Origin of the sequence: Aliisedimentitalea scapharcae, assembly GCF_045277565.1 — a bacterium.
In the GTDB taxonomy this organism is placed as follows: Bacteria; Pseudomonadota; Alphaproteobacteria; order Rhodobacterales; family Rhodobacteraceae; genus Aliisedimentitalea; species Aliisedimentitalea scapharcae.
Genome location: NZ_CP123584.1, coordinates 2365468 through 2391781, shown reverse-complemented (window position 1 = coordinate 2391781; position 26314 = coordinate 2365468). Strand labels below are relative to the sequence as shown.

General features: G+C 57.9%; 24 protein-coding genes. 14 read left to right on the top strand and 10 right to left on the bottom strand.

Annotated features, from left to right (window positions below; translation table 11 throughout):
- Nucleotides 1–28: 28 nt before the first annotated feature.
- Nucleotides 29–592, bottom strand: coding sequence for a ribosome-recycling factor (gene frr / locus QEZ52_RS11295; RefSeq protein WP_406644455.1), 564 nt, complete (start codon nucleotides 590–592; stop codon nucleotides 29–31).
- A gap of 327 nt (nucleotides 593–919) precedes the next feature.
- Nucleotides 920–1666 (bottom strand): uridine monophosphate kinase, encoded by a 747-nt coding sequence (gene pyrH, locus QEZ52_RS11290; protein WP_406644454.1) that lies wholly within the window; start codon nucleotides 1664–1666, stop codon nucleotides 920–922.
- A 140-nt stretch (nucleotides 1667–1806) separates the two neighbouring features.
- On the opposite strand from pyrH, the gene miaA reads away from it, so the two are divergent.
- From miaA to QEZ52_RS11260, 6 genes are all read left to right on the top strand, one after another.
- The gene (gene miaA, locus QEZ52_RS11285) at nucleotides 1807–2670 is read left to right on the top strand and encodes a tRNA (adenosine(37)-N6)-dimethylallyltransferase MiaA (RefSeq protein ID WP_406644453.1); all 864 of its coding nucleotides are present in this window, start codon (nucleotides 1807–1809) and stop codon (nucleotides 2668–2670) included.
- On the top strand, nucleotides 2667–3446 hold the full coding sequence (locus QEZ52_RS11280; protein WP_406644452.1) for an AraC family transcriptional regulator: 780 nt from the start codon (nucleotides 2667–2669) through the stop codon (nucleotides 3444–3446). Before miaA ends, QEZ52_RS11280 begins: the two co-directional genes overlap by 4 nt.
- A gap of 258 nt (nucleotides 3447–3704) precedes the next feature.
- Nucleotides 3705–5357 carry an ABC transporter substrate-binding protein gene (locus QEZ52_RS11275; protein WP_406644451.1) on the top strand — a complete coding sequence of 551 codons (1653 nt, stop codon included), beginning with the start codon at nucleotides 3705–3707 and terminating at the stop codon, nucleotides 5355–5357.
- Nucleotides 5358–5452: 95 nt separating this feature from the next.
- Complete coding sequence (locus QEZ52_RS11270; protein WP_406644450.1) at nucleotides 5453–6499, top strand: ABC transporter permease; 1047 nt, start codon at nucleotides 5453–5455, stop codon at nucleotides 6497–6499.
- Between the two features lie 15 nt (nucleotides 6500–6514).
- Nucleotides 6515–7978 carry an ABC transporter permease gene (locus QEZ52_RS11265; protein WP_406644449.1) on the top strand — a complete coding sequence of 488 codons (1464 nt, stop codon included), beginning with the start codon at nucleotides 6515–6517 and terminating at the stop codon, nucleotides 7976–7978.
- Nucleotides 7979–8074: 96 nt separating this feature from the next.
- Nucleotides 8075–10162 (top strand): dipeptide ABC transporter ATP-binding protein, encoded by a 2088-nt coding sequence (locus tag QEZ52_RS11260; protein ID WP_406644448.1) that lies wholly within the window; start codon nucleotides 8075–8077, stop codon nucleotides 10160–10162.
- A gap of 65 nt (nucleotides 10163–10227) precedes the next feature.
- Here QEZ52_RS11260 and QEZ52_RS11255 read toward each other — a convergent pair whose 3' ends face one another.
- The 5 genes from QEZ52_RS11255 to QEZ52_RS11235 all read right to left on the bottom strand — a co-directional run bounded on the left by QEZ52_RS11255 (nucleotide 10228) and on the right by QEZ52_RS11235 (nucleotide 14880).
- Nucleotides 10228–10758: a GNAT family N-acetyltransferase gene (locus QEZ52_RS11255; RefSeq protein WP_406644447.1), complete on the bottom strand. Its 531-nt coding sequence runs from the start codon at nucleotides 10756–10758 to the stop codon at nucleotides 10228–10230.
- A 119-nt stretch (nucleotides 10759–10877) separates the two neighbouring features.
- Complete coding sequence (locus tag QEZ52_RS11250; RefSeq protein ID WP_406644446.1) at nucleotides 10878–11864, bottom strand: MBL fold metallo-hydrolase; 987 nt, start codon at nucleotides 11862–11864, stop codon at nucleotides 10878–10880.
- A gap of 129 nt (nucleotides 11865–11993) precedes the next feature.
- Complete coding sequence (locus tag QEZ52_RS11245; RefSeq protein ID WP_406644445.1) at nucleotides 11994–12947, bottom strand: LuxR C-terminal-related transcriptional regulator; 954 nt, start codon at nucleotides 12945–12947, stop codon at nucleotides 11994–11996.
- Nucleotides 12948–13041: 94 nt separating this feature from the next.
- Entirely contained in the window at nucleotides 13042–14187 is a 1146-nt protein-coding gene (locus QEZ52_RS11240; RefSeq protein ID WP_406644444.1) for a cytochrome-c peroxidase, read from the bottom strand.
- A 108-nt stretch (nucleotides 14188–14295) separates the two neighbouring features.
- Entirely contained in the window at nucleotides 14296–14880 is a 585-nt protein-coding gene (locus QEZ52_RS11235; protein WP_406644443.1) for a lytic transglycosylase domain-containing protein, read from the bottom strand.
- A 226-nt stretch (nucleotides 14881–15106) separates the two neighbouring features.
- Between QEZ52_RS11235 and ssb the strand changes: the two genes are divergently transcribed.
- Nucleotides 15107–15649 carry a single-stranded DNA-binding protein gene (gene ssb, locus QEZ52_RS11230; RefSeq protein WP_406644442.1) on the top strand — a complete coding sequence of 181 codons (543 nt, stop codon included), beginning with the start codon at nucleotides 15107–15109 and terminating at the stop codon, nucleotides 15647–15649.
- 315 nt (nucleotides 15650–15964) lie between these two features.
- Here ssb and QEZ52_RS11225 read toward each other — a convergent pair whose 3' ends face one another.
- Nucleotides 15965–16858, bottom strand: coding sequence for a LysR family transcriptional regulator (locus tag QEZ52_RS11225; protein ID WP_406644441.1), 894 nt, complete (start codon nucleotides 16856–16858; stop codon nucleotides 15965–15967).
- A gap of 80 nt (nucleotides 16859–16938) precedes the next feature.
- Between QEZ52_RS11225 and QEZ52_RS11220 the strand changes: the two genes are divergently transcribed.
- The 3 genes from QEZ52_RS11220 to QEZ52_RS11210 all read left to right on the top strand — a co-directional run bounded on the left by QEZ52_RS11220 (nucleotide 16939) and on the right by QEZ52_RS11210 (nucleotide 20461).
- Complete coding sequence (locus QEZ52_RS11220; RefSeq protein WP_406644440.1) at nucleotides 16939–18108, top strand: CaiB/BaiF CoA transferase family protein; 1170 nt, start codon at nucleotides 16939–16941, stop codon at nucleotides 18106–18108.
- Complete coding sequence (locus tag QEZ52_RS11215; RefSeq protein WP_406644439.1) at nucleotides 18105–19241, top strand: acyl-CoA dehydrogenase family protein; 1137 nt, start codon at nucleotides 18105–18107, stop codon at nucleotides 19239–19241. The genes QEZ52_RS11220 and QEZ52_RS11215 overlap by 4 nt, the downstream gene beginning before the upstream one ends.
- Nucleotides 19242–19390: 149 nt before the next feature.
- The gene (locus tag QEZ52_RS11210; RefSeq protein WP_406644438.1) at nucleotides 19391–20461 is read left to right on the top strand and encodes a site-2 protease family protein; all 1071 of its coding nucleotides are present in this window, start codon (nucleotides 19391–19393) and stop codon (nucleotides 20459–20461) included.
- A 19-nt stretch (nucleotides 20462–20480) separates the two neighbouring features.
- Here the strand turns inward: QEZ52_RS11210 and aroB are convergent, their stop codons facing one another.
- On the bottom strand, nucleotides 20481–21593 hold the full coding sequence (gene aroB / locus QEZ52_RS11205) for a 3-dehydroquinate synthase (RefSeq protein ID WP_406644437.1): 1113 nt from the start codon (nucleotides 21591–21593) through the stop codon (nucleotides 20481–20483).
- Nucleotides 21593–22183 (bottom strand): shikimate kinase, encoded by a 591-nt coding sequence (locus QEZ52_RS11200; protein WP_406644436.1) that lies wholly within the window; start codon nucleotides 22181–22183, stop codon nucleotides 21593–21595. Before QEZ52_RS11200 ends, aroB begins: the two co-directional genes overlap by 1 nt.
- An 82-nt stretch (nucleotides 22184–22265) precedes the next feature.
- Here QEZ52_RS11200 and QEZ52_RS11195 point away from each other — a divergent pair, with 82 nt between their 5' ends.
- The 4 genes from QEZ52_RS11195 to QEZ52_RS11180 all read left to right on the top strand — a co-directional run bounded on the left by QEZ52_RS11195 (nucleotide 22266) and on the right by QEZ52_RS11180 (nucleotide 26313).
- Nucleotides 22266–22415: a hypothetical protein gene (locus tag QEZ52_RS11195; protein WP_406644435.1), complete on the top strand. Its 150-nt coding sequence runs from the start codon at nucleotides 22266–22268 to the stop codon at nucleotides 22413–22415.
- The gene (locus QEZ52_RS11190; RefSeq protein ID WP_406644434.1) at nucleotides 22405–23934 is read left to right on the top strand and encodes a hypothetical protein; all 1530 of its coding nucleotides are present in this window, start codon (nucleotides 22405–22407) and stop codon (nucleotides 23932–23934) included. The genes QEZ52_RS11195 and QEZ52_RS11190 overlap by 11 nt, the downstream gene beginning before the upstream one ends.
- Nucleotides 23935–23936: 2 nt before the next feature.
- Nucleotides 23937–24902 (top strand): tyrosine recombinase, encoded by a 966-nt coding sequence (locus tag QEZ52_RS11185; RefSeq protein WP_406644433.1) that lies wholly within the window; start codon nucleotides 23937–23939, stop codon nucleotides 24900–24902.
- 103 nt (nucleotides 24903–25005) lie between these two features.
- The gene (locus QEZ52_RS11180; protein WP_406644432.1) at nucleotides 25006–26313 is read left to right on the top strand and encodes an HlyC/CorC family transporter; all 1308 of its coding nucleotides are present in this window, start codon (nucleotides 25006–25008) and stop codon (nucleotides 26311–26313) included.
- Nucleotide 26314 lies beyond the last annotated feature (1 nt).

Below are 26314 nucleotides of genomic sequence, written 5' to 3'. Positions count from 1 at the left end.
TTTTGAGCCTCTGGACATGCGCTGTGCATTAAACCTGCATGATTTCGGCTTGTTTGGTCTCCAGCGCCTGATCGACAACTTTGATCATCTTGTCGGTCAGCTCCTGAACTTCCTGTTCCCAGAATTTCTGGTCGTCCTCGGACATGCCATCGGATTTGGCTTTTTTGATCTGATCCATACCATCGCGACGAACGTTGCGGATCGATACACGGGCGTTTTCGGCATAGTGGCCGGCAACCTTGGTCAGTTCACGACGACGTTCTTCGTTCAGTTCCGGAATCGGCAACATGATGATGGTGCCATTCAGCTGAGGATTGATCCCCAGACCGGATTCGCGAATGGCCTTTTCGACCTTTCCAACCAGGGATTTGTCCCAGACATTGATCGTCACCATACGCGGTTCGGGCACATTCACGGTGCCGACCTGATTGATCGGCGTCATCGAGCCGTAGGCATCAACCATCACAGGCTCAAGCATTGACGCAGACGCACGCCCGGTGCGTAACGACGCAAATTCGGTTTTTAGATTGACCATCGCGCCATCCATGCGGCGCTGAAGGTCATCGGTGTCCAGTTCGAAATCTTCGGACATGCTGCTCTCTCCCCTTCTTCCGGTGAACTGCATCGGCTCATAAGCCATTGGCAACAGGATGTATAGCAATCTTGGCCCACAATCACCGCGCGGGAAAGCAATTTTGAACGTGTTGCCTTGCCATCCTGTGCGACACGGAATGGATTCGCCGTCAAAGGGGTCAGGCAAAGACCCCTTTGCAGTAAAGCCCGCGTAGCAAAAATGCCCGCTACGATGGGACGCTACAGATGGGACGGTGCAGAGCGGGACGTTTACCTTGTGCCGCCTGCGATCCCTTGTGATTGGCGCATCCGGGGGGCGTTGGAGCGACCTTGGATGCGCCGATGATCAGCCTTGCACTTTTGTATAGGTACCACGCCCGGCCAGAATGCCCCGGAACCCACCCGGCTCGTCCAGAGAAAACACGATGATTGGCAGGTTGTTGTCGCGCGCCAGTGCAATCGCGCTGGCGTCCATGACGCCCAGACGTTTGGCCAGAACATCATCATAGCTCACCGTATCATAGCGTTTGGCATCGTCGAATTTCACCGGATCCTTGTCATAGACCCCATCAACCTTGGTCCCCTTGAAAATTGCCTCGCAGGACATTTCATTCGCTCGCAGAGTCGCGGCGGTATCGGTGGTGAAATACGGGTTACCGGTTCCGGCTGCAAAAATGCAGACCCGCTTTTTCTCAAGATGGCGCACGGCGCGACGGCGAATATAGGGTTCGCACACCTGATCCATGGGAATCGCGGAAATGACCCGGGTGAACACGTCCAGGCTTTCCAGGGCGCTCTGCATGGCCAGTGCGTTCATCACCGTGGCCAGCATCCCCATGTAATCCGCCGTTGTGCGTTCCATCCCCTGCGCGCTGCCGGACAGACCGCGAAAGATATTGCCGCCACCGATCACCATGCAGATCTCGACCCCCAGATCATGCACCGATTTTACTTCCTCGGCGATCCGCTGCACGGTGGGCGGATGCAGACCAAACCCCTGATCCCCCATCAAGGCCTCACCCGAAATTTTCAGCATGACGCGTTTATAGGTTGTATCGGCAAGGTCTGTCGAAAGATCGGTGGAAAGGGGCATATTGCACTCCGGAATGTCGCGGGGTTAGGTTGGCGCGCAAAATGACGGAAATCGCCGCCATGTTCAATGCGCCTTGACGCACAACATTGATGTGGAACAGATGAATTGCGTCATCTTTTGAACGGTTCAGGATCACGCCGATGAAATTGCCCGACATTGCTCCCGATCAGCCGGTTCTGATTGCCGGCCCGACGGCATCGGGAAAATCTGCGCTGGCGCTGGAAATCGCGGATCGCCACGGCGGCGTGATCATCAATGCAGATGCCAGCCAGATCTATAACTGTTGGCGGGTCATTACAGCCCGCCCGTCAGAGCAGGAAGAGGCCAGTGTTCCGCATCGGCTGTATGGGCATGTTGCCTATGACACCACCTATTCGGCCGGGCACTGGATGCGGGAGGTCCTGCCGCTGCTCGACGGTCCGGAGCGGCCCATCATTGTTGGCGGCACCGGGTTGTACTTCATGACATTGACCCGCGGCATGGCCCCCATCCCCGTGACACCGCCCGAGATTCGGGCAACGGCCGACCAGATGTCGCTGGAGGAAATGAGCGCCGGGCTGGATCCGGTCACCCAATCCAGGCTGGATCTGCGCAATCGGGCCAGGGTTCAACGCGCCTGGGAAGTTCAGACAGCCACAGGGCGCTCGATCGCCAATTGGCAGGCAGAAACACCGCCGCCCGCGCTGCAAACATCCGATTGCGCGGCCTTGATATTCGATGTGGACAAGGATTGGCTGGGTGCGCGCATTGACCGTCGGTTTGATCTGATGCTGGACCAGGGCGCATTGGATGAAGTTCGGACCATGCTGGACCGGTATGATCCGGCGTTGCCATCGTGCAAGGCGATCGGCGTGCCGGAATTGGTCGCCTATGAGCGTGGAGAGCTGACATTCGACTCTGCCCGGGAACGGGCCACCATCGCCACCCGCCAGTTTGCCAAACGACAGCGAACCTGGTTTCGCTCAAAGATGCGCGACTGGACTGCAGTCACGCCTGGATCATGACCGACAGTGCCCTTTCGATGATACATGCGCTTTCGCTGCCGCAATTGGCCCCGGAAGGTCCGTGGCAGTTGGACCTCGCGCATGACCGGCCGGACCATCTGTTGATCTGGATCACCAGAGGTCAGGGACGACTCTTGCTGGATGGGGCACAGCATGGCTTCGGCCCCAGCACGGCCATGTTCATTCCGGCTCGGTCACTGTTTGCGCTGGATGCCGGACGTCAGGCCCTGGGGCATGTGTTGCGGATTTCGCCTCAGGCCAATCAGATTTGGCCAGAGTCTGCGCAAGTGTTGAGATCATTGTCAGCCCAAACCCTGGCCGAGCTTTCCAATCTGCACGACACGATTGTGCGGGAACAGGATCACCAGCCGCCCTTCTGGGCCCAGGCTGTGCAGGCACAATCTGTTCTGGCGGCGATCTGGTTGCGCCGATTGATGCCACAGACGACCAGGGTTCCGGCCGCGCGCCGACTGATCCGAACCTATGGGCAGACTATTTCACAGCAATACGCGTCCGGGGCTTCGATGACGGATTATGCGGCTATGCTGGATGTTACGCCTTCGCATCTGACCCGAGTGTGCCGATCCCAGACCGGACGCACAGCGGCAGCCCTTTTGAATGAACGTATCGCCCATGAAGCCCGCTCGCAGTTGATCCAAACATCAGCGTCAGCAAAAGCGATTTCCCATAACCTGGGCTTTGCAAGTGCTTCGAGTTTCAACAGATTCGTTCAAAATCAATTCGGGATGACACCGGGAACCCTGAGAAAGCGATGATCGCCAAAAAACCCCGCCGATACTGGTCACGCCTGTCCAGAAAATGGGGTCATGGTCGCATTCAAACTAGTGTGATGTCGTTTTTTTACCCAAAAGTGCCGAAAGCATGCGTTGACGTCGGCGCGAAACTGGTGCCGAATGTACAAATGGGGATGCGACCAACGAACCAGCAGAAGTTTCATACGCGCCACGCCGAGGGGCGGGGCCGAATGCGGTAAACGACCCGCATTGACCCAAATCCACATCAGGGAGAAATAAATGACAAAAGAAACAATCAACGGAAAACCGATTCACTGGGCCGCAAAAATGCACGCTCAGGAAGTTATGGATGGCAAACTGGACCGTCGTGAATTCCTGGCTCGGGCGACTGCGCTGGGTGTTGCGGTTCCGGCCGCCTATTCGATGATTGGTCTGTCGTCGCCTGTCCACGCGGAAGGAGCCCAAAAAGGCGGAACCATTCGCATGCAGATGGAAGTGCGTGCATTGAAAGATCCGCGCACCTTTGACTGGACCCAGATCGCGACCTTTACGGCCGGCTGGTTGGAATATCTGGTCGAATACAATTCGGACGGCTCGTTCGAACCCATGCTTCTGGAAAGCTGGGAGGCCAATGACGATGCCACCGAATACACTCTGCGTGTCCGCAAAGGTGTTAAGTGGAACAATGGTGACGACTTCACCGCCGAAGACGTTGCGCGCAACATCGCTGGCTGGTGTGAAAAGGACGTCGAAGGCAACTCGATGGCCGGTCGTATGGCGTCGATGATCAATCCGGACACCAACAAGGCCCTGGACGGTGCGATCTCGGTGGTCGACAGCCACACTGTCAAGCTGACCCTGCCCGCACCTGACATCACAATCATTCCCGGTATGGCCGACTATCCAGCGGCGATCGTGCACAGCTCGCACAGTGCAGAAAACATGCTGACCAGCCCGATCGGCACCGGGTTCATGAAGCCTGAATCCTACGAAGTGGGCGTCAAGGGTGTTCTGGTGCGCAATGATGATCACGACTGGTGGGGCTATGCCGCTGGTAAGGGTGGTCACCTGGATCGCATCGAATTCATTGACTACGGCACCGATCCGTCGGCAACCATTGCCGGGTTCGAATCCGAAGAAGTCGATATGAACTGGGAATCGGTCGGTGAATTCGCGGACATCATGGACAGTCTGGGCCTGACCCGGTCGACCGTGACCTCGGGTGCGACCATTGTGGTCCGGACCAACCAGAACCACAAACCCTATGACGACAAGCGCGTCCGCAAGGCGCTGGCCATGGCCGTCGACAATGCGGTCTGTCTGGAACTGGGTGTTGGTGGTCAGGGTATCCCTGCCGACAACTGCCACGTTGGCCCGATCCATCCGGAGCACAACCCGGACGTGACACGTATTCCTTTTGACCCTGCTGGAGCCAAGGCTCTGATGGAAGAAGCGGGCATGATGGATCACGAGCACGAACTGATCTCGATCGACGATGACTGGCGCAAGAACACCACCGATGCCGTCGCAGCCCAGCTGCGCGACGCCGGGTTCAAGGTCAAGCGGACAATTCTGCCCGGTTCGACCTTCTGGAACGATTGGGTGAGCTATCCCTACAGCTCGACCAACTGGAACCACCGTCCGCTGGGCACTCAGGTTCTGGGTCTGGCCTATCGCTCAGGTGAAGCCTGGAATGAATTTGGTTGGGCAAATGCCGAATTCGACGCGTTGCTGACCGAGGCCAATTCGATTGCCGGTGCGGAAGAGCGTCGTGTGGTCATGGGCAAAATTCAGGCCATCGTGATCGAAGAAGGCGTGACTATTCAGCCGTATTGGCGTCAGGTTCAGCGGCACCACCGCGACAACCTGGTTGGTGTCGATATGCACATCGCCTATCTTCCTCAAATCTACAAATGGGGCATCAAAGCCTGATTTAAATCTGAATGGGCCGCTCGTTCGCGAGCGGCCCGTTTTCACATCTGCGGAAGCTTCCCGCGGTACAAGAACAAAATCCGACAGGGGCCACCATGGGACTGTTCATTTTGCGCAGGTTGGGCGTTATGCTCGTAACCGCGCTATGCCTGACCTTTGTCGTCTTCGTGATGACAAATCTCTATCCAAACCTAGAAAAGCTCGCCAAAACCCAAGGCAACTTCCGGATGTCCGATTCCGAAGTGGCCACTTATCTTGGCAATCGCGGCTTTACTCAAAACGTATTCTCCAAATATGGCCAGTGGATCGGCGTGATTCCCGGATATGTAATCGAAGGCAGCGACGGTGAAACCCGTGGACGCTGTGCAAATCACAATCCCATCAAGGAAGATACCGCGACCTTCTGCGGCGTTCTGCAGGGGAAATGGGGCCTGTCCTGGGTTTTCAAGGAGCCTGTAGCAGACGTCGTCGGGACCCGTCTGGCGCTGACCGGCAAGTTGATGTTCTGGGTCATGATCGTCATGATCCCCACAGCTCTGATCATTGGGGTGCTCGCGGGTATGCGCGAAGGATCCAGCACCGACCGCGTGCTGTCCACCGGAGCAATCGTCACCACAGCGACGCCTGAATATGTGTCCGGTGTTGTCTTTATCGCGATCTTTGCCTCATCCGCCGTGGGTCTGAAATGGTTCAAGGGGTCGGCAACATCTGCGATGGAAACCATTACCTTTGAGGCGTTTTTTCTGCCCGTGATCACCATCGCGCTGTACGGTATGGGCTATATCGCCCGAATGACCCGTGCCTCGATGGCCGAAGTCATGACCGCGCAGTATATCCGCACCGCGCGCCTCAAGGGGGTCAGTTTCCGCAACATCGTGATGAAACATGCCTTGCGCAATGCGCTGATCGCACCCTTTACCGTTATCATGTTGCAGTTCCCGTGGCTACTGAACGGTGTGGTGATTGTCGAAACCCTGTTCAACTACAAAGGCTTTGGATGGGTGTTGGTACAAGCGGCCGGCAACAACGACATTGACCTGCTGTTGGCGGTTTCTGTTGTCTCTGTGATGGTGGTTTTGGTGACCCAGCTGATTTCCGATATCGGCTATGTCTACCTCAATCCTCGCATTCGAATTTCTTAAGGGAGGCATGAGAATATGGAAGCTCTTAGCTGGACCGGCTCACTTTCCTTTTTGGATCCCATTCTCCAATACGGGCTGATCGCCTTGGTATTGGTCATTCTCGCCTGGTTGGTAATCACCTCGGTGGTGTCCGAAGAACGGGCAAAATCAAACGCTGACGGAACGTTGGCCAGAACAACCGGCGCGCGTGGCCTGGCTGGCACAGCCTTGCGTCTGGTGTTTGCCCTGGTCGTCGCAATCGTCTGTCTTTATCTGGTCGGTGGTATCTTCTTGGGGACCAGCGCTGGCATCATCGGCGCCATCAGCCAACAATTCCTGCCGGTTTGGACGTCGCTTGCGATCCTTTACGCCGTCTCTATCGCGTTCAAGCGGCGGCTGGGACTGTATGGCAAACTGTTCGACAGCCCAATTGGCATGATCGGCTTTGGCCTGGTGATGTTCTGGGTGTTCACCGGCATCTTTGGGCAGATGGACCTCATCGTGACACATGATCCGCTGGTTCAGGTGTCTGGAATGAAGAACAAAGTGCCCGGAACACCTTTGCGCGGTGCCTCCGCAGAAGATTTCCAATGGTATCTTCTGGGCGGTGACAACCTGGCCCGTGATGTGTTCAGCCGGATGGTCGATGGGGCCGGTGTCGTGGTGCAGATCGCACCGCTGGCCACCCTGTTCGCCTTTATGGTTGGGATCACTTTGGGTTTGCCTGCCGGGTATTATGGCGGTCGTCTGGACACGCTGTTGTCGTTCCTAGCGAACCTGATCCTCGCCTTTCCGGTCATCCTGCTGTTCTATCTGCTGGTGACGCCTGAAATCGTGGCGACCGGGGTGCCCAACTATATGGCGATCATCCTGTTCATCTTCCCGATCGTCTTTGTCGGTGTGCTGCTGAATTCGCGCTACTACACGCGTCCCAAGTTCCGCACACCTCTGTTGATCGGGGTGCTGGGTGTTGCCATGTGGCTGTATCTGTCACTGGTCTCCACGGGTGGTTTCCTGATCGAAACCAAAACCTATGGCATCTGGGGCCTGCCGACCTTTATGGATCTGTTTGACGTGCCCGGCGGTATTCTCGTGGTGTTTGTGTCGGTGGTTTTTGTGAACTCGCCCACCGTGTTCCGGATCGTTCGCGGTCTGGCACTGGACATCAAGACCCGCGACTATGTGGCTGCGGCCCAGACCCGCGGTGAAGGTCCCTGGTACATCATGCTGTGGGAGATCCTGCCAAATGCACGGGGACCGCTGATCGTGGATTTCTGTCTGCGGATCGGCTATACCACCATCCTCTTGGGAACCTTGGGCTTCTTTGGCCTGGGCCTGCCACCGGAAAGCCCGGACTGGGGGTCGACGATCAACGAGGGCCGCAAGCTGTTGTCGATCTATCTGCACCCTGCTCTGCCACCTGCCTTTGCATTGCTGAGCCTGGTGTTGGGTCTGAACCTGCTGGCCGATGGTCTGCGCGAAGAAAGTCTGAAGGACTGATGTGATCGAGGCCGGGGGCGCTGCCCCCGGACCCCCGGGATACTTGAGGCCAGATGAAGAGGGATCCCCCGCTTTTGGCCGACAGGGAGAAACAAAATGAGCAAACTGGCGGAATATGACGGTCCGATCCTTGAGATCGACAAACTGTCCATCTCCTTCTTTACCCGCCTACGGGAAATCCCAGCCGTGATGGATTTCTCGGTTGCGGTGCAACCGGGCGAGGCCGTGGGCCTGGTTGGCGAATCCGGATGCGGTAAATCGACCGTGGCGCTGGGTGTCATGCAGGATCTTGGCAAGAACGGCCGCATCGTTGGCGGGTCGATCAAATTCAAGGGCCGCGACCTGAGCGAGATCAGCGAAGAAGAGTTGCGCGACATCCGCGGCAATGAAATCGCCATGATCTATCAGGAACCGATGGCATCGTTGAACCCGGCCATGAAAATCGGCAAGCAGCTGATGGAAGTGCCGATGATCCACGAAGGGGTCACCGAAGAGGAGGCTTATGCCCGCGCCCTGGAAGTGGTGACGGATGTGCGCCTGCCTGACCCAGAGCGGATGCTGAATTCCTTTCCGCACCAATTGTCCGGCGGTCAGCAGCAGCGGATCGTCATCGCCATGGCGCTGATGTCGAAACCGGCGTTGTTGATTCTGGATGAACCCACCACCGCGCTCGACGTGACAGTCGAGGCCGCCGTGGTCGAGCTGGTCAAAGACCTTGGCAAGAAATACGGCACCTCGATGCTGTTCATCAGCCACAACCTGGGCCTGGTTCTGGAAACCTGTGACCGGATCTGTGTGATGTATTCGGGCGAAGCGGTGGAACGCGGTTCGATCAAGGATGTGTTCGACGAAATGCAGCACCCCTATACGCAGGCGCTGTTCCGGTCGATCCCCTTGCCGGGGGCTGACAAGAATTCGCGCCCGCTGGTGGCAATTCCGGGCAACTTTCCCTTGCCACATGAACGTCCGCCGGGCTGTAATTTCGGCCCACGGTGCGATTACTTCGAAGAGGGGCGCTGTGATTCACAGGCCATCATGATGGATCCGGTTCCGGGCAATGATCGCCACCACACCCGTTGCCTGAAGTTTACCGAGATTGATTGGAACGCTCCAATCACTTTGGGCGAGCAAAAGGAAAAGGGAGAAATCGGCAGGGTCGTCCTGAAGATGCAAAACCTCAAGAAATACTATGAGGTTGCAGCCAATGCCCTGTTTGGTGGTGGGGCCAGGAAGGTGGTCAAGGCCAATGAAACCCTGAGTTTCGAGGCCAGGGAATCCGAAACTCTGGCCATCGTTGGCGAATCCGGCTGTGGCAAGTCCACTTTTGCCAAGGTGTTGATGGGGCTCGAAACAGCGACTGACGGGCAGATTTTGCTGGACGATCGCAATATCGAAATGATCCCGATCGAAGAACGTGACACCAAAACCATTGCGGATGTTCAGATGGTGTTCCAGAACCCGTTTGACACATTGAATCCGTCGATGACAGTCGGGCGGCAGATCATCCGGGCGTTGGAAATCTTTGGTATCGGCAACTCTGAGGCCGAACGGCGCAAGCGGATGCTGGAGCTTTTGGATCTGGTCAAACTGCCCCGCGCCTTTGCAGACCGGATGCCGCGCCAGTTGTCGGGTGGCCAGAAACAGCGTGTGGGTATCGCCCGAGCCTTTGCCGGAGATGCACGGATCGTTGTGGCCGATGAACCAGTATCCGCGTTGGACGTGTCGGTACAGGCGGCGGTGACCGATCTGTTGATGGAGATTCAGCGCGAGCAAAAGACCACATTGCTGTTCATCAGCCACGATCTGTCGATCGTGCGGTATCTGTCAGACCGTGTGATGGTGATGTATCTGGGTCATGTGGTTGAATTGGGAACCACGGATCAGGTGTTCAGCCCGCCCTATCACCCCTATACCGAGGCGCTGCTATCGGCGGTTCCGATTGCGGATACCTCCGTTCAAAAGGAACATATCGTGCTTGAAGGTGACATTCCTTCGGCCATGAACCCTCCGTCCGGCTGTCCGTTCCAGACACGGTGCCGGTGGAAGGACAGGGTTGCAGGTGGATTGTGCGATCGCGAAGTTCCGCCTGTACGCACCCTGAGCGAAGGGCATCAGGTCAAATGTCACCTTGATGACGAGGTGTTGGCCCAGATGACCCCGGTGATCAAAATCGCGGCCGAGTGATCAACCGCATGAACAACACAAGAGCCCGGATTGAAAAATCCGGGCTCTTTCTTTTTCAGCAGATCTCAGGCGATGTCGCGGACAAAGAAATGCAGGTGCGGGCGCAGGTTGGGTTGATCGAGGTAAGTGGTGGTTTCGATAGGCTCGAACACTTCGGTGAACCCCATTTTAGGATACATGCTGCGCATCTCCACATTTGGGGTCAGCGTATCCACCACCAGCCGCTTGAGGCCCAGAGCCCGTGCCGCGTCAACCCGGGCAGTGACCAGCTTGCGTCCAGCTCCGGTGCCCCGGGCGGCTTCGGTCACAAACAGGCGCTTGAGCTCGCCGGTTTCCGCATCCAGGCATTTCAACATCCCGCAACCGATCAATGTCCCCTGATCATCCCGGGCCAATACCAGACAACCACGGGGCGGTAGATAGTCGTCGGCATTCTCCCAGAGCTCTGCCAGCGCGCTCTTGGGTGTGTTCGGGTCGATTTCTTCCCCTATGGCCCGCATGCGCTGGACGATCAGACCGTAATACTGGGCCAACAGCCCGTTCAGCGCCTCCTTTGGGGGCATCCGGTCGCAAGTCTCAATCTGAATATCAGTCATGGCAAATCCTTTTGGGCTTCCAATGTCTCGTCAACGGTAGCGGACTTTCCACGATCCGTCCAAAACAGCAGAAAGGGGCGTAACCGATGCTACGCCCCTGCCCTTGAAAGTTGTGACCATCAGCCCTTTAGGGCGTGATTGCCGAAATACATGAATTCGCTGTTCATGCCTGCAACGTCCCCGGCCTCCAGCGACAGCGACGCGCTGTCGAGCATCTTGTAACTGGCCTGGGATTTCACCCATTCATCCGCGTCCTGCAATGTGGTCAGCGTATAAGAGGTGGTTTCGTTCAGATAGTGGGTCGGGATGATCACCTTGGGCTTCAGCTTGGACACGATGTCATTGCCCTGACCATAGCTGAGGATATGTTGCGACCCATCCACCGGCAGGGTCAGAACATCAACCTGGCCGATGGCATCATAGAACTCCTGTGGTGGGTTGTGGCGGTTGTCGCCCCAGATCAACGTGCGCAGGCCGCCAGTTTCCACCAGATAAACCACCATATCCATGTGGCCCACGTTGTCAGGTGGGCAGGCATTGACGCCGAATTCGGCCAGCGCGTCGGTCCAATTGTACCAGCCCGGTGCCACACAGGCGTGTTTGTCGGCAAACCCGGTGATCTTCAGGTCAGCGAATTCAAAATTGCCAACCATCCGGTCCAACACCATGGTCGAGCTGGGCCGTTCAATGGCGTCATGGTCAAAATGGGCATGTGTCGACATGGTGATATCGACCGGAATCTGCGGGAATTCGTTCTTGAACCACAACCCCCAAGCCCCGGACGGGTCGTCGCGCCACGGATCAAACAGGACGGTGGCGCCATTTGGCGACGTGATCTTGATCGCGCAATGGCCGAAATAGTCGATGCCGACCGCACCGGTGCTGGCCTGACCCGTCGCCCCCTGCAGGTCTATGACGTGATTGTTGTTGCCTGGCTGCAACCAGGCCTGTGACTGGGCCGCCGCCGGCTTTGACCCGAGCAGGTTCGCCCCTGCCCCGACCCCTGCTGCCCCGGCCGCCATAAAGAACGAGCGGCGGGATAAACCCGGTGCCATGTCGTCGCGATCACCGTTCAGCAACGTGGGTTTCAGATCCTTGCGATCCATGTTGATCTCCCTGTCTGTTGACGTCACGGCCTCTCTGGGGCCGTCACTGACAGGCTAGCGGCCGGATCCGGGTCTGGTCAGATCAGAAAAATTGGGGGGGAATATGGGGGTAATCCCCCTATTTTTGGATCACGAAATCGCGAGCAGGTGACTGCGCAGGTTCCGATCCCGCCCTTCCAACCCCAATTTGCGCCGAATATTATTGCGGTGAAAATCAATGGTAGAGGTCTCTCGTGACAGGGTTCTGGCAATATCCTTGGTGGTTTTTCCGGACATGACCATATGCGCAATTTCGATTTCCGTCGGGGTCATGACCGAAAACGCATTCGACAGTTTGTCGGACATGGCCGACGTGATTTCAGTCAGGTTCCGCTGTGCCAGATCCAGATAGCTCCGGGCTGGTTCCTGCTGTCCCAGATGGTCGGCCAGCTTGTCCAGATAGGGCAACACCATACCCCGAACCTGAGTCAGGATTTCTTCGTCCCGTGCCTTGCGATCCTCATCGACACTGGTCAACAGCACCCGCAATGCGGTGTTTGCCTCCTGCAGTTCCCGGGTTCGTTCACCGACACGCGCCTCGAGATGTCCCAAGGTCTGGTTGAGCTTGTCCTCCAGCACCCGTCTTAGGTAAACCTCTTGTAGCAAAGCCAAATCCTGTTCGACAAGCCGCGCGAACTGGGCCAGACCTTCCCGAAACAACAGCGCCCGCCGGTTCCTGTTGCGATCCAGAACACAGATCGTTCCAAAGATTTGCCCATCTGGCCATTTGAGCGGCAGACCGATGTAAAAGGACATGCCGTGTTCCATGTCCTCATTCCCCCGCCAGACTGGATCACACGCGGCATCTTCGACCACCAATTCCCCGTCCTGTTCAAAAACGCCCTGGCAATACAGTTTGGGGTGGAGACGAAACTCCATCCCCACAGGATAGGGGTTTTCAGGGTGATCAGACGTGACCAGAACCGCATGACGTGGGTCGTCCGTCTTCATGATCAGGCTGGCAGGCACATCTGCGAGACGGGCCACCAGGTCCACAAGACGCTGCCAGTTGGACAGGGTTTCCGGCGGGATCTCTGGCAGCATGACGACACTCCTGGGGGCCTGAATTGAAGACCCAAGCGTAGAAGCGTTTCAGGTCGGCAATCAAGGACCAGCCACGCTGCTGTGCGGCACTGGATCAGCTGCCGTCCAGCAGCGGTTCGTACCGGGCATCCGTCAGGGTTTTCAAGAACGCCACCAATGCGTCGATCCGGTCGTCTTCCAACGCGGGACCATGGGTCAGTTCCTTGACAGACAAGGTATGTGGCACCTCAGGCATTCGCCAGGGGGTGCCGGTTTCCGGGTTGATTTGGCGTGCTTGCGCCACGGTGTTATATTTGTTGTAGAACAGAACAACAGTGCGCAGATCTTCGAATACGCCGTTGTGCATATACGGTGCCGTGACGGCCACATTGCGCAGGCTGGGGGTCTTGAACAACCCCGCCGCCCTGCCCGACCGGACGTCGGGATTTTCCAGCAGCCCCAAATCGACCTTGGATGTCGCAACGCCATTGACGGCACGCGCACGCCTGTTTTCAGGAACGCCGATGTTGTGATAGCTGTAATCGGAGAAGGTTTCAGCCGGGTCCACCTGGCTGCGCTTCAGTTGATGGCATTGGTTGCAGTTAGTGAACTGTTCGGAGAAGAACAACAGCCGTCCCAATTCTTCGTCGCGGGTCATCTCGTAATCGCCGCGCAGATACCGGTCATATTTGCTGTCAAACGGCGCAAATTCCGCCGTGCGTTCAAAGGCAGCAATGGCCCGTGTCATCGCGTCATACGCCAACACCGGATCCTGCATGGTTTCACTGCCAAAAATATCGCTCAGCGTGGCCACATACGCGGGGTTTTCGCGCATCCGATCAAGCACAGCGGATTTGTCCGCCATCCCCATTTCGATCGGATTCAGCGGTGGCCCCCCTGCCTGTTCTTCTAGATCGACGGCGCGCCCGTCCCAGAAAAACCCACCGACCCAGTCGCCATCATCGTCGCGATGAAAATCGGGTGTGAAGGCAACATAGCCGATGGCAGGTGCAGTCCGGTCACCCAGCGATTTCCCGTCATCCCCCAGTGACACGGCCCGCCCTGCGGCCGTTTCCCGCGGATCGGCAAACCCTGTCGACGGGTCATGACAGGTGGCGCAGGCCTGGGTGCGATTGGCCGACAGGTTTGGGTCAAAAAACAGCGCTTCGCCCAGGTCCTCCAGCGGTGTCCCGGCAAAACCGGTTGTGGCAACTGCGGCTGATACCAGAACCGCCGACAAACAGAATAACGAATGCGCCATAGGGAACTCTCCACCAATCGGGTGTTTTCCCATGGCTTAAAACTGTGGTTGGACAAAGGCAACCACTATTCCGATAATTTTTGTCAGAAATAGGCGGGGTCAGGCCGGTCAGCTGCCCCAGATCTTTTTGACGTAGGTCTTGGTTTCCTTGTACGGCGGAACCCCACCGTATTTTTTAACCGCCTCGGGACCCGCGTTATACGCCGCCAATGCCAGTCGCCAGGATTTGAACTTGCGGAATTGTTTGGCCAGATATCGGGCCCCACCGTCCAGGTTTTCCTGCGGGTCCAGCGGATCGACACCCAGACGACGTGCGGTTTGAGGCATCAATTGGGCCAGGCCCAAGGCCCCTTTGTGCGATTTCGCGTTCGGGTTCCAATTTGATTCCTGTTGAACGAGCCGCAAAAACAGATCTTCGGGCACATTGTGACGGCGTGCAGCCTTGCGCGCCATATCCAGGTATTGCCCACGATATTTCCCGGCATAGGGCAAAGACCCCCATTTTGACGGCGTATACACCGACTGCGGCTGCAACCGCACCGAATTCTTGTATTGGGTGGATGCCCGTGTATCGAGAACTTTGGTATGAGATTTAAAGAGGTTACGCTGATTGCGCGCAGAAAAGACATCAGCTTGCGCCACAGACGTCAACGTCATGGACGCGAGAGCCAACCCAAAGGCCAGTGTGCGCATCGTCTGATTTCCTGTCCCACCTCAACACCGCGCAATATACTGATATTCTGCAAAATAGAAAGACGCACGGCGGAACCTCGCCACCAGTTCCGGCACTCTCCGGAATTTTACCCCCAGCCACCTGCTTTCCTCGCTGCGGCTGGACGTATACGCTCGGCTCCAACCACAAGATCAAGATTCGCGCACCCCTGTGCTGCGCGTTGCAAACAAAGGGACAAGGAGCATCATGGCCGGCTCAGTTAACAAAGTCATCATCGTGGGCAATCTGGGGCGTGACCCGGAAGTGCGCAGTTTCCAGAACGGCGGCAAAGTCTGCAACCTGCGTATTGCCACGTCAGAAAACTGGAAAGATCGCAACACCGGCGAACGGCGCGAACGGACCGAATGGCATTCAGTCGCAATTTTTTCCGAGCCGCTGGCCCGGATTGCTGAACAATACCTGCGCAAAGGGTCCAAGGTCTATATCGAAGGTCAGTTGGAAACCCGCAAGTGGCAGGATCAATCCGGTCAGGACCGCTATTCTACCGAAGTCGTTCTGCGCCCCTACCGGGGTGAGCTGACCCTTCTGGACGGCCGTGGTGGTGACCAGAGCGGCGGTGGTGGTTATGGCGGCGGTCAGGGCGGCGGTCAGGGCGACAGCTATGGCGGAGGCGATAGCGGCGGTTACGGCGCACCCCAGGGTGATCCTTATGGCGGCGGTGGCCAGCAAAGCGCCCCGGCGCGTGGCGGCCCGGCCCATAACATCGACGATGACGAGATCCCGTTCTAACGAACCTTGGGTTTGGGGGCTGTCAACGACCTCGACCACCAAAAACCAACACAGCAAAGGGCTGGCTTTTGTCAGCCCTTTGTGATTCTCGGGTGACTAGAAGAACCGGAGCGGTGCGGCATCGAACGATCGACGGTCCATATGGCCGACCATTTGGCCATTGGGGCTCTTGCCGTCCGGTTGTCTGCGGTTGCGACCCGCCGTGCACGGATCAAACACAGCGTAACGACCGTTGGCGGCCCACTTTCTGAGGGGGTATCTCAATAGGTCCAAGCTGAGCCACAGATACACGCGCGCTTTGGTCTGATCCTCGCCCTAGACAACGAACACACGCCGCGTGTAGCGGCAGAATGCGGTTGTCAGGCTGCTGGGGCGCAGACGTCCGGACCTGGCCAGCGCGATCCGGTGCGGTGCCAGGTGCCCCGTTAGAGGCAGGCGCACGATCGGAGTTTGATCGTAGGCGGTGTGATGGGGAATATCGGTCGCCAGCACCCCAACCCCCAAACCGTTGGCTACCATAGCACGCAGCATCTCGACCGATCCGGTTTCATACGCGATGGTCGGGGTGATCCCCTGCACCTGGGCCAGGGACAGAAAATAGGCCCGACTGTGTGGCAAATTCATCAGGATAATCGGATCCTGCAACAGCTCCGCCAAACTGACACTGGAACGTTCGGCCAAACGGTGGCTCTGAGATACGACTCCATAGGGGCGCACATCTGCCAAAGGGATCAGTTCCAGCGTTGATGGCAACCCAAATTCATAGATCAACGCCACATCAATCTGACCGCTGTCCAGCCATTGGGCCAAGGTTTCCAGATCCGCCTCCAGCAACCGCACGTCGGCCGTTGGCTGTTCTTCTAAAAATCCGCGAACCAACCCGGGTGCATAGCGCGGCCCCAGAGTTGAAAACACACCCAGCGTCAGAACTGAACGTTGACGATCTTCCCCGCTCAGCGTTTCGAAAGCCTGCGACCGCAGGGTCCGGAACTCGCCCAGCTTGTGTTCTCCGAACGAAGTCAGCCCCACCCCCTGGCCTGTGTTGCGCGCAAACAGCGCGCGCCCCAGATGCGCCTCCACTTTGGCAATCGCCAGAGAAACCGATGGTTGCGATACATTCAGCGCCCTGGCTGCGGCCGCAGTGCTGCCAGTGTCGGCCGTGGCAATGACATAGTCGAGGTGGCGCAATGTTATGGGTATAGGTTTCATAAATCCCTGTATGACACAATCATATTTCGATTAATAGGTTAAGACGCTGTATTCCCAAAGGAGTCAAATCGGAGACCCCAATGGAACATTCCCAATCGCCCAGCAGACCCTTGACCGGTGTACGCATTCTGGATTTCACCCGTGTTCTCGCGGGTCCATATTGTACCGCCTTGATGGCGGATCTAGGTGCCGAGGTGATCAAGATCGAATCCGCCCATGGCGACGATTATCGACACATCGGGCCATTCGAACAGGGAGAGAGCCTGTTGTTCCAATCCCTGAACCGGGGCAAGAAATCCATTATGCTAGATCTCAAATCTCCGGACGGATTGGCCACAGTCAAGGCGCTGCTTGGCGAATGCGACGTGCTGGTCGAAAATTATCGTCCGGGCGTCATGGACAAACTTGGCCTGGGGTTCGGGACGCTGGAATCCGAATTTCCCGGTCTGGTCTATGTCTCGGTCTCGGGATTTGGTCAAACCGGGCCCAACGCCACCAAACCCGCCTATGACATCATCATTCAAGCCATGAGCGGGCTGATGGACGTGACCGGAGATCCGAACGGTGATCCCACCATGGTTGGAGAGGCAATGGCCGATGTTGCGGGTGGCCTGTTTGCAGCCTGGGGCGCAATGGTGGCCCTGTTTGACCGCAGCCGCACTGGCAAGGGACGCCATGTGGACGTGGCGCTGTATGACGGGTTGATGTCCATGATGCCGATCCTGGCCTGCCGCACCCTGATGGCCGGAGAGGCGGCGACGCGAACCGGCAACCGTCATCCATTGTCGGCACCGTTTGGCACCTACCCTGCCAAGGACGGACATTTTGCGATTGCCGTGCTGAATGACCGGTTGTTTGTCAGGTTCTGTCAGGTGATCGGTCAGCCCGAGCTCACCCAGGAGGCCCGGTTTGCCACCGACTCGTTGCGCCGTTTAAATGAACCGGCCCTGGCCGACCGGATCGACCAATGGGCCAGCCGGCTTTCAGTCCAATCCGCCGTGGACCAGTTGTCAGAAGCAGGCATTCCCGCTGCCCTGATCCAAACCGTTTCCCAGGCTTGGAGTTCCCCTCAGGCGATCGAAAGAGCGCTGGCCTCAGAGGTGCACCATCCGACCCTGGGCCACCTGACGGTCCCGGAACAACCTGTTCACTTCAACAACGCCCCCCGCGGCAACCGCAGCCCAGCCCCAGCCCTGAACGCCGATGCCACCGCAATCCGTGCCACTCTCATCACAGGAGCCGCCCAATGATCCCGACAATCGCCGAAGATGAACGTGCCGTGATAAACCAAATCGACCGGTTTTGTTCCAAAGTCCTGGCCCCCAAGGCTGCCCAACTGGACGAAGAGAGCCTGTTTGCTGGCCTGCATTTGCCCGCCATGGCAGATCTGGGAGTGTTGGGCATGAACCTGCCCGAAGAATTCGGCGGTATCGCCCTGTCCGGCCCCGCGCTTTACTGTGCAATTGAAGCGATTGCCGGTGCTTGCGGGTCGACCGCGTCGATGTTGACCGCACATTTCCTGGCCACGGAATCAATCCTGTTGGGCGGTGATCCTGACCTGAAAAACCGGGTTCTACCAGATGCCGCGGCAGGCAGGACCCTGGGTGCGTTTGCCTTGACCGAACCGCAGGCCGGATCCAATCCCGCGGATATGTCCACCACCGCCATTCGGGAGGGCGACGGGTATCGCATCAAAGGGGCCAAATGTTTCATCTCCAACGCCGGAGCTGCCGATTTTATTGTGGTCTACGCAAAAACTGACCCCTCTGCCGGAGGTCGCGGCGTCAGCGCCTTTGTTGTCGACCCAAAGGTCACCGATGGCGTCACGATCAGCCCCAATGAACGTACCATGGGGCTGAAAGGCGGGCATGTGTTCGGCATCTCCCTGGAGTGTTGGGTGCCGGTTTGCAATCGGTTGGGAGCCGAAGGCACCGGTTTTCGGACCGCCATGAAAGTGCTTGATAATGGTCGGATCGAAGTGGCCGCCCAGGCCACCGGCATTGCAGATGCCGCCCTGAAGGCCGCGATTTCCTATGCCAAGGATCGACAGGTCGGTGGCCACCCAATCGCTGACTTCCAAGGGTTGCAATGGATGCTGGCCGACAGCGCCACGGATCTCGCCGCTGCGCGGGCGCTGGCGATGCAGGCCGCCGCGAAACGGGGGACAGGAGAACGCTATTCGACCGAGTCGGCCCACGCCAAGTTATTTGCCACCGAGGCCGCCTGGCGGATTGCCGACAGGGCGTTACAGATCCACGGGGGCTATGGGTACACCCGGGACTTCCCGCTCGAGCGCTATCTGCGTGATCTGCGGATCTTTCGCATTTACGAAGGGTCTTCGGAAATCCAGCGCACGATCATTGCCCGCGGATTGTTATCCTGAACTGCACCAACAGCCCGCCATGTGTAACGCAGGGGAATTTGATCTTTAGGGCAATTTACAACGCCCTGCACAAGACCCAATGCGCCAAATACGTTATAGTGGAGACCACATCATCCGTGTCATGACGTGAAACAAGAGAGGAAACACACATGGTCTGGTCCTTCCCGGTTGGCAGGATTCTGGGGTCAGAGTTGCGGATCCATGTCACCTTTTTTCTTCTCTTGGCCTGGGTCGGTTTTGCCGCCTATTCAGATCAAGGCATGGCTGCGGCGGTTGAAAACATCGCCTTTGTGCTGGCCCTGTTTGCCTGTGTCGTAGCCCATGAATTCGGTCATGCGCTGGCGGCGCGGCGCTATGGCATTCGAACCCCGGATATTACCTTGTTGCCCATTGGCGGATTGGCCCGGCTGGAACGGATGCCGGAAAACCCCAAACAGGAAATCGTCGTCGCGCTGGCCGGGCCGATGGTCAATGTCGTGATCTGGGTTGTGCTTTTGTTGGCGGGCGCCGGTATCGATTTGAACGACCTGGCCCACATCGACAGCACCGGTCCAGGGTTCCTCGCACGGCTGGCGCTGGTCAATGTATTCCTTGCTGTTTTCAACATGATTCCCGCTTTTCCCATGGATGGCGGCCGGGTATTTCGCGCTGTTTTATGTCTGACGATGGATCGGGTGCGCGCCACACGCATTGCCGCCACTGCCGGTCAGTTGGTTGCTGTCCTGCTGGGGTTTGCCGGGCTTAGCACCGGTAACCCGGTTCTGGTTCTGGTGGCGGTCTTTGTTTTTGTTGCCGCAAACGCCGAAAGTCAGGACGTTGCGATGCGCTCGGTTGCGCGTCGCCTGGTGGCACGGGATGCGATGATCACGGCCTTTCAGGCCCTGACCCCCGAAGACACGCTGGACATCGCCACAGGCGCTGTGATCCGCACCACGCAGCACGAATTCCCCGTGCTTGATCCACAGGGCGCGCTTGTCGGGTTTGTCACACGCGACCGCCTGTTTGCTGCGTTGGCCCAGAACGAACCCCGCCATGCGCTGGTTCGTTCAATCATGCAGACCGATATCCCTGTTGTCGCGCTGGGCGCAGGGTTGGAAACCGTTCTGGATGCGCTTCACAACGGTGCTCCGGCCGTGGCCGTCCATACCGCAGGTGGGCAGATGATTGGCTATATCACCCGAGAAAACGTTGGTGAGCTGATGGTGATCCGAGGCCGATAAGCAGGTTTGGTCACTTATTTCAACGCACTGCAAGCGCATCCTCAAGTACGTCCAATACGGACTGCGCGGGCACATCCGCTGTGACAAATGCCTGCCCGATGCCGCGTGCCAGAATGAACCTCAACTGTCCGTCCACAACCTTTTTGTCCTGCCCCATCAATTCCAGTAACGCCTGGGCGCTGGGCAAGTCTCCGGAAATATCGGCCAGATCCGTCTTCATCCCCATGTCGCGCAGATGCGCGCGAACGCGGCTGGGGTCCTCCTGGGAACACAGGCCCAGACGCGACGACAATTCGAATGCCAACGCACAGCCGATGGCAACACCTTCGCCGTGGAACAACCGGTCGGAATACCCCGTTGCGGCCTCCAGCGCGTGACAGAACGTATGGCCCAGGTTCAACAGCGCCCTGTCGCCCTGTTCGGTTTCGTCGCGCACAACGATGTCAGCCTTCATCTGAACCGAACGGGTAACCGCCTCTACCCGTGCCGCCATGTCCCCCGCAGCCAGCGCCGGCCCCTGTGTTTCGAGCCAGTCAAAGAAGTCAGCGTCGCCCAACAGACCATATTTCACAACCTCGCCATACCCGGCGAGGAAATCCCGTGCAGTCAACGTACCTAGAACTTCGGTATCGGCCAAAACCAGAGACGGCTGATGAAACGCGCCGATCAGGTTTTTGCCCTGGGGTGCATTGATGCCGGTTTTGCCGCCGACCGAGCTGTCCACCTGAGCCAGCAGCGAAGTTGGAATCTGGACGAACCGCACCCCCCGGCGCAGCACAGCGGCCGCAAAGCCCACCAGATCACCAATGACCCCGCCGCCAAATGCGATAACAACGTCATTGCGTTCAACTTTTTGTGCCAGCAACCATTCCACTGTACGCTCGAACTGTGGCCAGCTTTTGGTGCTTTCGCCTGGTGGCAACTCGAGAGACACCATATCAATGCCCGCGCGCGCCAACCCGGCCCTCAGAGTTTCCAGGTGCAGCGCAGCCACATTTGCATCCGACACAACCGCAACGCGTTTACGGCGCAACAGGGGCGCAATCCGTTCTCCGGCTTCGGCCAACAAGCCCGGTCCGATCACCACATCATAGGCGCGCGTATCCAGCGCAACATGCACAGTTTGCTGCATTATTTCCAATCCAATACGTCCGGGCGCTGTTTGAGCGCTTCCAGCACCTTGTCCACCATCGTTTCGATCGACGACACCCCATCCGAAACCACCGCCAGATCGGCCTTGGCATAAAGCGGCACGCGCGCATCATACAGGGCATTCAACGTCGCACGCGGATCAGCTGTGCGCAGCAGCGGTCGGGTGTCTTTGTGTCTGACCCGGTTCCACAGCACGCCCAGGCTTGCATCCAACCAGACGGACACACCGTCGTCAGTGATCAGATCGCGATTGCGCTGTGCCAGAAACGCGCCACCACCGGTCGACAGCACGCCGCGTTCCTCTTTTAGCAATCGCGCGATGACCTGCGTCTCTTTCTCGCGAAAGAAGGGTTCGCCGTCACGCTCAAAGATTTCGGGTATCGTCATATTGGCGGCAGTTTCGATTTCGTGATCGCTGTCCAGAAACGGCACCCCCAATCGGGCGGCCAAGGCACGTCCAACGGCGGTTTTCCCCGCCCCCATCATACCGACCATGACAATGGTCTTTTTCAACTGTCCCGGCGTGGCAGCAATGACTGCAGAATCCGGAATATGCTCATTTTCGCTCATTCTTAAGTGAATGACGTGATCTTGACGAAAAGGCCATATATAACTTGAGCAAAAGAACACCACACGAGGCAGCGAGAAGACCATGGGAAGACTGTTTAAGTATTTGATTTATCTCCTTATCCTCGCCTCTTTGGGGCTTGTGGCCTATGCATATGTCGGGCCATGGTTTGGTGCTGATTTCAGCGCCCCCCAGACCGAGGTGCGCAAACCGGTGGTTCTGAATGCCGATTAACCCCACAATCAGGGCGGCTGTTGTTGCCCTGATGATGCCAGGGCCGGTCCTGGCACAGACTCCCTTGTCGGTGATCGACTGGCTGGAACCATCGACCGGCGGCCCCAATTTGCCACCGACGATCCTGTTGGAACCACCGGTATCCAACTCGGTGCTCAGCCCCCAAATTCAGGTCACCCCGCTCGAAGCGTTGTTGGACCCAATCGGGATCGTGTCTTCGGCGGCCACAGGGTTGCCAATCGACCTGTGGCGCGGCAGCGACCCCCAGGTTTTGTCACGTCTGATAGACCGGGTTCCGGTCCAGCATTATCCGGCGATGCAATCGCTGCTATACACCGTGCTCTTGTCCGAAGCACGTCCCCCGTCGAATGTCGCAGATGCAGATACCATCCTGCTGGCCCGGTTGGACAGGTTGATGGCCCTGGGTGCAGTCGACCCGGCCCAGGCGTTGGCCCAACAGGCGGATCCGGCTGGCAACACGGCACGGTTTGCGCGCTGGTTTGACACCACCCTGTTGACCGGCGACGAAGATGTCAGCTGTAACACTTTGATTTCAAAACCATACCTTGCCCCGGATAACCGGTCCCGAATTTTTTGCATGGCCCGGAGCGGAGATTGGGAAACAGCGGCTCTGTTGTTGGAAACCGCTCATGCGCTTGGGACTTTGCCGCCGCCGGATCTGGCGTTGCTTGATCGGTTCCTCAGCCCCGGAATTTTTGAAGACGCGCCGCCGCTGTCCGCCCCCAGCACGCCTGATCCGCTGACTTTTCGGCTGTATGAAACAATTGGCGAACGCCTGCCGACTGCCCAGCTACCCCGGAGCTTTGCCGCAGCGGATCTGCGCGATGTGGCCGGGTGGAAGGCACAATTGGAGGCTGCCGAGAGATTGACCCGGATCGGTGCGTTGAATCCCAACCAGCTTTTGGGGCTGTACACGGATCGCCGCCCTGCGGCCTCGGGCGGCATCTGGGATCGTGTGGATGCCGTGCAACGATTTGATACGGCGTTGCGGACCGGCAGCGCGGATGCGGTTTCAAAAACACTGCCAAAGGTATGGAAGGCCATGCAGCAGGCGGGCCTCGAAGTTGCCTTTGCCGATCTATTTGGCGACCAACTGGCCCGGATTGATCTCCAGGGTCCGGCCGGCACCTTGGCCTGGCGTATCCGGTTGCTGTCGACCAGCTACGAAGCGGCGGCTCTGATGCCTGCACAGGGCAGCGATGTCTTTCTGGTGGGGCTCGCATTGGGCAGTCCCAAATCTGCTTATGCAACCACGGCACGGGATCAGGCAATTTCACGTGGGTTTTCACCGGATTCCCGGGTTTCTCAGGACTTGCAACGATTGTTGGCAGATGGGCGACTGGGCGAAGCGATCCTGCGGACCATGGAAATGTTTGATCGTGGCGCACAAGGAAACCTGCAAGACCTGAGCGACGCCATCGCCGGGTTCAGGGCCGTCGGGCTCGAAGATACGGCCCGCCGGGCGTCTTTGCAGCTGTTGCTGCTGGAGCGCAGTTGACCATGGCCCCAACAACCGCCTTTCAATGGATTTCCACATTTCTGGACGCCCAGGCCGCTGAACAGGGGGCCGCACAGAATACCTTGCTGGCCTATGGGCGTGATCTCAAAGACTACGTTGGATGGCTGGAGCGCAACGGGCATGATGTCGCCACCGCCCATCGCGACACGGTCGAATCCTATCTGATTGACTGCGATGCACAGGGGCTGTCGAAATCCACCCGCGCGCGCCGCCTGTCGGCAGTCAAGCAGCTCTATCGCTTTGCCTTTGAAGAAGGCTGGCGCACAGACAACCCGACCATTCAAATCAGCGGCCCGGGACGCGAAAAACGTCTCCCCAAAACGCTGGAAGTGATCGAAGTCGATCGCCTGCTGGACGCTGCGCGTCAGACAGGGCGCACACAGGCGGACCGCCTGCGCAACACCTGCCTGATGCAGTTGCTGTATGCCACCGGAATGCGCGTCACGGAATTGGTGTCCCTGCCCGTGTCTTCGGCGCGAGGCGACCCGCGCATGTTGCTGGTACAGGGCAAAGGCGGCAAGGAACGGATGGTGCCGTTGTCACCACCGGCCCGCGATGCGTTGGCTGAATGGCTGAAAGCGCGTGACGAAATCGAATCCGATCGAGACGCCAAGGGTTTGGCAACGTCCCGGTTCCTGTTCCCTTCGCGTGGCAAAAGCGGATACCTGACCCGACATCGGTTCTATCTGCTGATCAAGGAACTGGCCGTTGCGGGGGGCGTATCCCCGGACAAGGTCACCCCCCACACACTGCGCCATGCCTTTGCGACCCATCTGCTGGCCAATGGAGCCGATCTGCGTGCGATCCAGACATTGCTGGGACATGCGGATATTGCCACCACGGAAATCTACACCCATGTTCTGGACGCGCGTCTGAGCGAACTGGTTCTGCAGCACCATCCACTGGCAGGGCCTCGGGCCGCTCCGGCTGAGGATGACGACAGCTGACCGCGGCCCTGCGTCTGCGGGATGTCCGAGACTTGAACCCTGCCCGCTTCGCCCCCATAACCAATGACAGAATTTACATAAACCCGGACCAGATGGACCTGATATGGAAACCGCTTCGACCCTTTTGGACAGCACGTTTTGGATCACGGCAGGAATTATCCTGCTGTTGCTGGTGTTGTCCGGCTTTTTCTCCGGCTCGGAAACCGCACTGACCGCGGCATCGCGGGGCAAGCTTCGCACTCAGGCTGACAAGGGATCGCGTGGGGCCAAACGGGCCTTGTTGATCACCGAAGACAATGAACGCCTGATCGGCTCTGTTCTGTTGGGCAACAACCTGGTGAACATTCTGGCTGCCTCTCTGGCCACTGCCATGTTCACCCGCGCTTTTGGCGAAAGCGGTGTGGCATTGGCCACGCTGGTGATGACCCTGCTCGTCTTGATCTTTGCCGAAGTGCTGCCCAAGACATATGCCATCACCAACGCCGAAAAAACCGCCTCGTTCGTGGCCCCGATCATTGGTGTGGTGGTCATGGTTTTTTCGCCCTTTGTCGCCGTGGTCCGCCAAATCGTGCGCGGCGTGTTGCGCATATTCGGCGTGCGTATCGACCCCGACAGCCAGATGCTGTCCGTGCACGAGGAAATAGCCGGTGCTTTGCAGTTGGGCCATTCCGAAGGCATCGTCGAGAAAGAGGACCGTGACCGGATCCTGGGCGCGCTGGATCTGGGGGATCGCACCGTCGAAGAGATCATGTTGCACCGTTCCAACATTGAAATGGTCGATGCCGACGCCGAACCCGAAGCAATCCTGAAACAATGTCTGGAAAGCCCCTATACACGCCTGCCCGTGTTCCGCCAGGAACCGGAGAATATTGTTGGCGTTGTTCACGCCAAGGATCTGTTCCGCGCCATGTACGACCAGGCGGGCGGCAGCAATGGCGACCCGGCACGCCTGCAAAGCTTTGACATCACCAAGGTCTCCAAAGACCCGTATTTCGTTCCCGAAACCACCACATTGGATGAACAGATGCGCCAGTTCCTGCGTATCCGGTCGCATTTTGCCCTGGTGGTGGACGAATATGGCTCGCTCCAGGGGTTGATCACGCTCGAAGACATTCTTGAAGAGATCGTCGGCGAAATCACCGATGAATTCGATCCTGCCGCCGAATTGCAGGTGACCAAAGGCGAGGACGGGAATTTTCTTGTTGATGGCACGATGACAATTCGCGACCTGAACCGGGCGACAGACTGGTCTTTGCCAGATGAAGAAGCCAATACCATCGCCGGTCTGGTGATCCACGAAGCGCAGATGATCCCGATCCCGGGACAGGTGTTTTCCTTCCACGGGTTCCGGTTCGAAGTGACCGCGCGCGCCGGAAACCGGATCACTGGCCTCAAGATCCGGCCTCTTTGAG

Excerpts from the sequence above, each read along its gene's own strand:
- frr (WP_406644455.1), bottom strand. The coding sequence starts at position 592 with ATGTCCGAAGATTTCGAACTGGACACCGATGACCTTCAGCGCCGCATG.
- pyrH (WP_406644454.1), bottom strand. The coding sequence starts at position 1,666 with ATGCCCCTTTCCACCGATCTTTCGACAGACCTTGCCGATACAACCTAT.
- miaA (WP_406644453.1), top strand. The coding sequence starts at position 1,807 with ATGAAATTGCCCGACATTGCTCCCGATCAGCCGGTTCTGATTGCCGGC.
- QEZ52_RS11280 (WP_406644452.1), top strand. The coding sequence starts at position 2,667 with ATGACCGACAGTGCCCTTTCGATGATACATGCGCTTTCGCTGCCGCAA.
- QEZ52_RS11275 (WP_406644451.1), top strand. The coding sequence starts at position 3,705 with ATGACAAAAGAAACAATCAACGGAAAACCGATTCACTGGGCCGCAAAA.
- QEZ52_RS11270 (WP_406644450.1), top strand. The coding sequence starts at position 5,453 with ATGGGACTGTTCATTTTGCGCAGGTTGGGCGTTATGCTCGTAACCGCG.
- QEZ52_RS11265 (WP_406644449.1), top strand. The coding sequence starts at position 6,515 with ATGGAAGCTCTTAGCTGGACCGGCTCACTTTCCTTTTTGGATCCCATT.
- QEZ52_RS11260 (WP_406644448.1), top strand. The coding sequence starts at position 8,075 with ATGAGCAAACTGGCGGAATATGACGGTCCGATCCTTGAGATCGACAAA.
- QEZ52_RS11255 (WP_406644447.1), bottom strand. The coding sequence starts at position 10,758 with ATGACTGATATTCAGATTGAGACTTGCGACCGGATGCCCCCAAAGGAG.
- QEZ52_RS11250 (WP_406644446.1), bottom strand. The coding sequence starts at position 11,864 with ATGGATCGCAAGGATCTGAAACCCACGTTGCTGAACGGTGATCGCGAC.
- QEZ52_RS11245 (WP_406644445.1), bottom strand. The coding sequence starts at position 12,947 with ATGCTGCCAGAGATCCCGCCGGAAACCCTGTCCAACTGGCAGCGTCTT.
- QEZ52_RS11240 (WP_406644444.1), bottom strand. The coding sequence starts at position 14,187 with ATGGCGCATTCGTTATTCTGTTTGTCGGCGGTTCTGGTATCAGCCGCA.
- QEZ52_RS11235 (WP_406644443.1), bottom strand. The coding sequence starts at position 14,880 with ATGCGCACACTGGCCTTTGGGTTGGCTCTCGCGTCCATGACGTTGACG.
- ssb (WP_406644442.1), top strand. The coding sequence starts at position 15,107 with ATGGCCGGCTCAGTTAACAAAGTCATCATCGTGGGCAATCTGGGGCGT.
- QEZ52_RS11225 (WP_406644441.1), bottom strand. The coding sequence starts at position 16,858 with ATGAAACCTATACCCATAACATTGCGCCACCTCGACTATGTCATTGCC.
- QEZ52_RS11220 (WP_406644440.1), top strand. The coding sequence starts at position 16,939 with ATGGAACATTCCCAATCGCCCAGCAGACCCTTGACCGGTGTACGCATT.
- QEZ52_RS11215 (WP_406644439.1), top strand. The coding sequence starts at position 18,105 with ATGATCCCGACAATCGCCGAAGATGAACGTGCCGTGATAAACCAAATC.
- QEZ52_RS11210 (WP_406644438.1), top strand. The coding sequence starts at position 19,391 with ATGGTCTGGTCCTTCCCGGTTGGCAGGATTCTGGGGTCAGAGTTGCGG.
- aroB (WP_406644437.1), bottom strand. The coding sequence starts at position 21,593 with ATGCAGCAAACTGTGCATGTTGCGCTGGATACGCGCGCCTATGATGTG.
- QEZ52_RS11200 (WP_406644436.1), bottom strand. The coding sequence starts at position 22,183 with ATGAGCGAAAATGAGCATATTCCGGATTCTGCAGTCATTGCTGCCACG.
- QEZ52_RS11195 (WP_406644435.1), top strand. The coding sequence starts at position 22,266 with ATGGGAAGACTGTTTAAGTATTTGATTTATCTCCTTATCCTCGCCTCT.
- QEZ52_RS11190 (WP_406644434.1), top strand. The coding sequence starts at position 22,405 with ATGCCGATTAACCCCACAATCAGGGCGGCTGTTGTTGCCCTGATGATG.
- QEZ52_RS11185 (WP_406644433.1), top strand. The coding sequence starts at position 23,937 with ATGGCCCCAACAACCGCCTTTCAATGGATTTCCACATTTCTGGACGCC.
- QEZ52_RS11180 (WP_406644432.1), top strand. The coding sequence starts at position 25,006 with ATGGAAACCGCTTCGACCCTTTTGGACAGCACGTTTTGGATCACGGCA.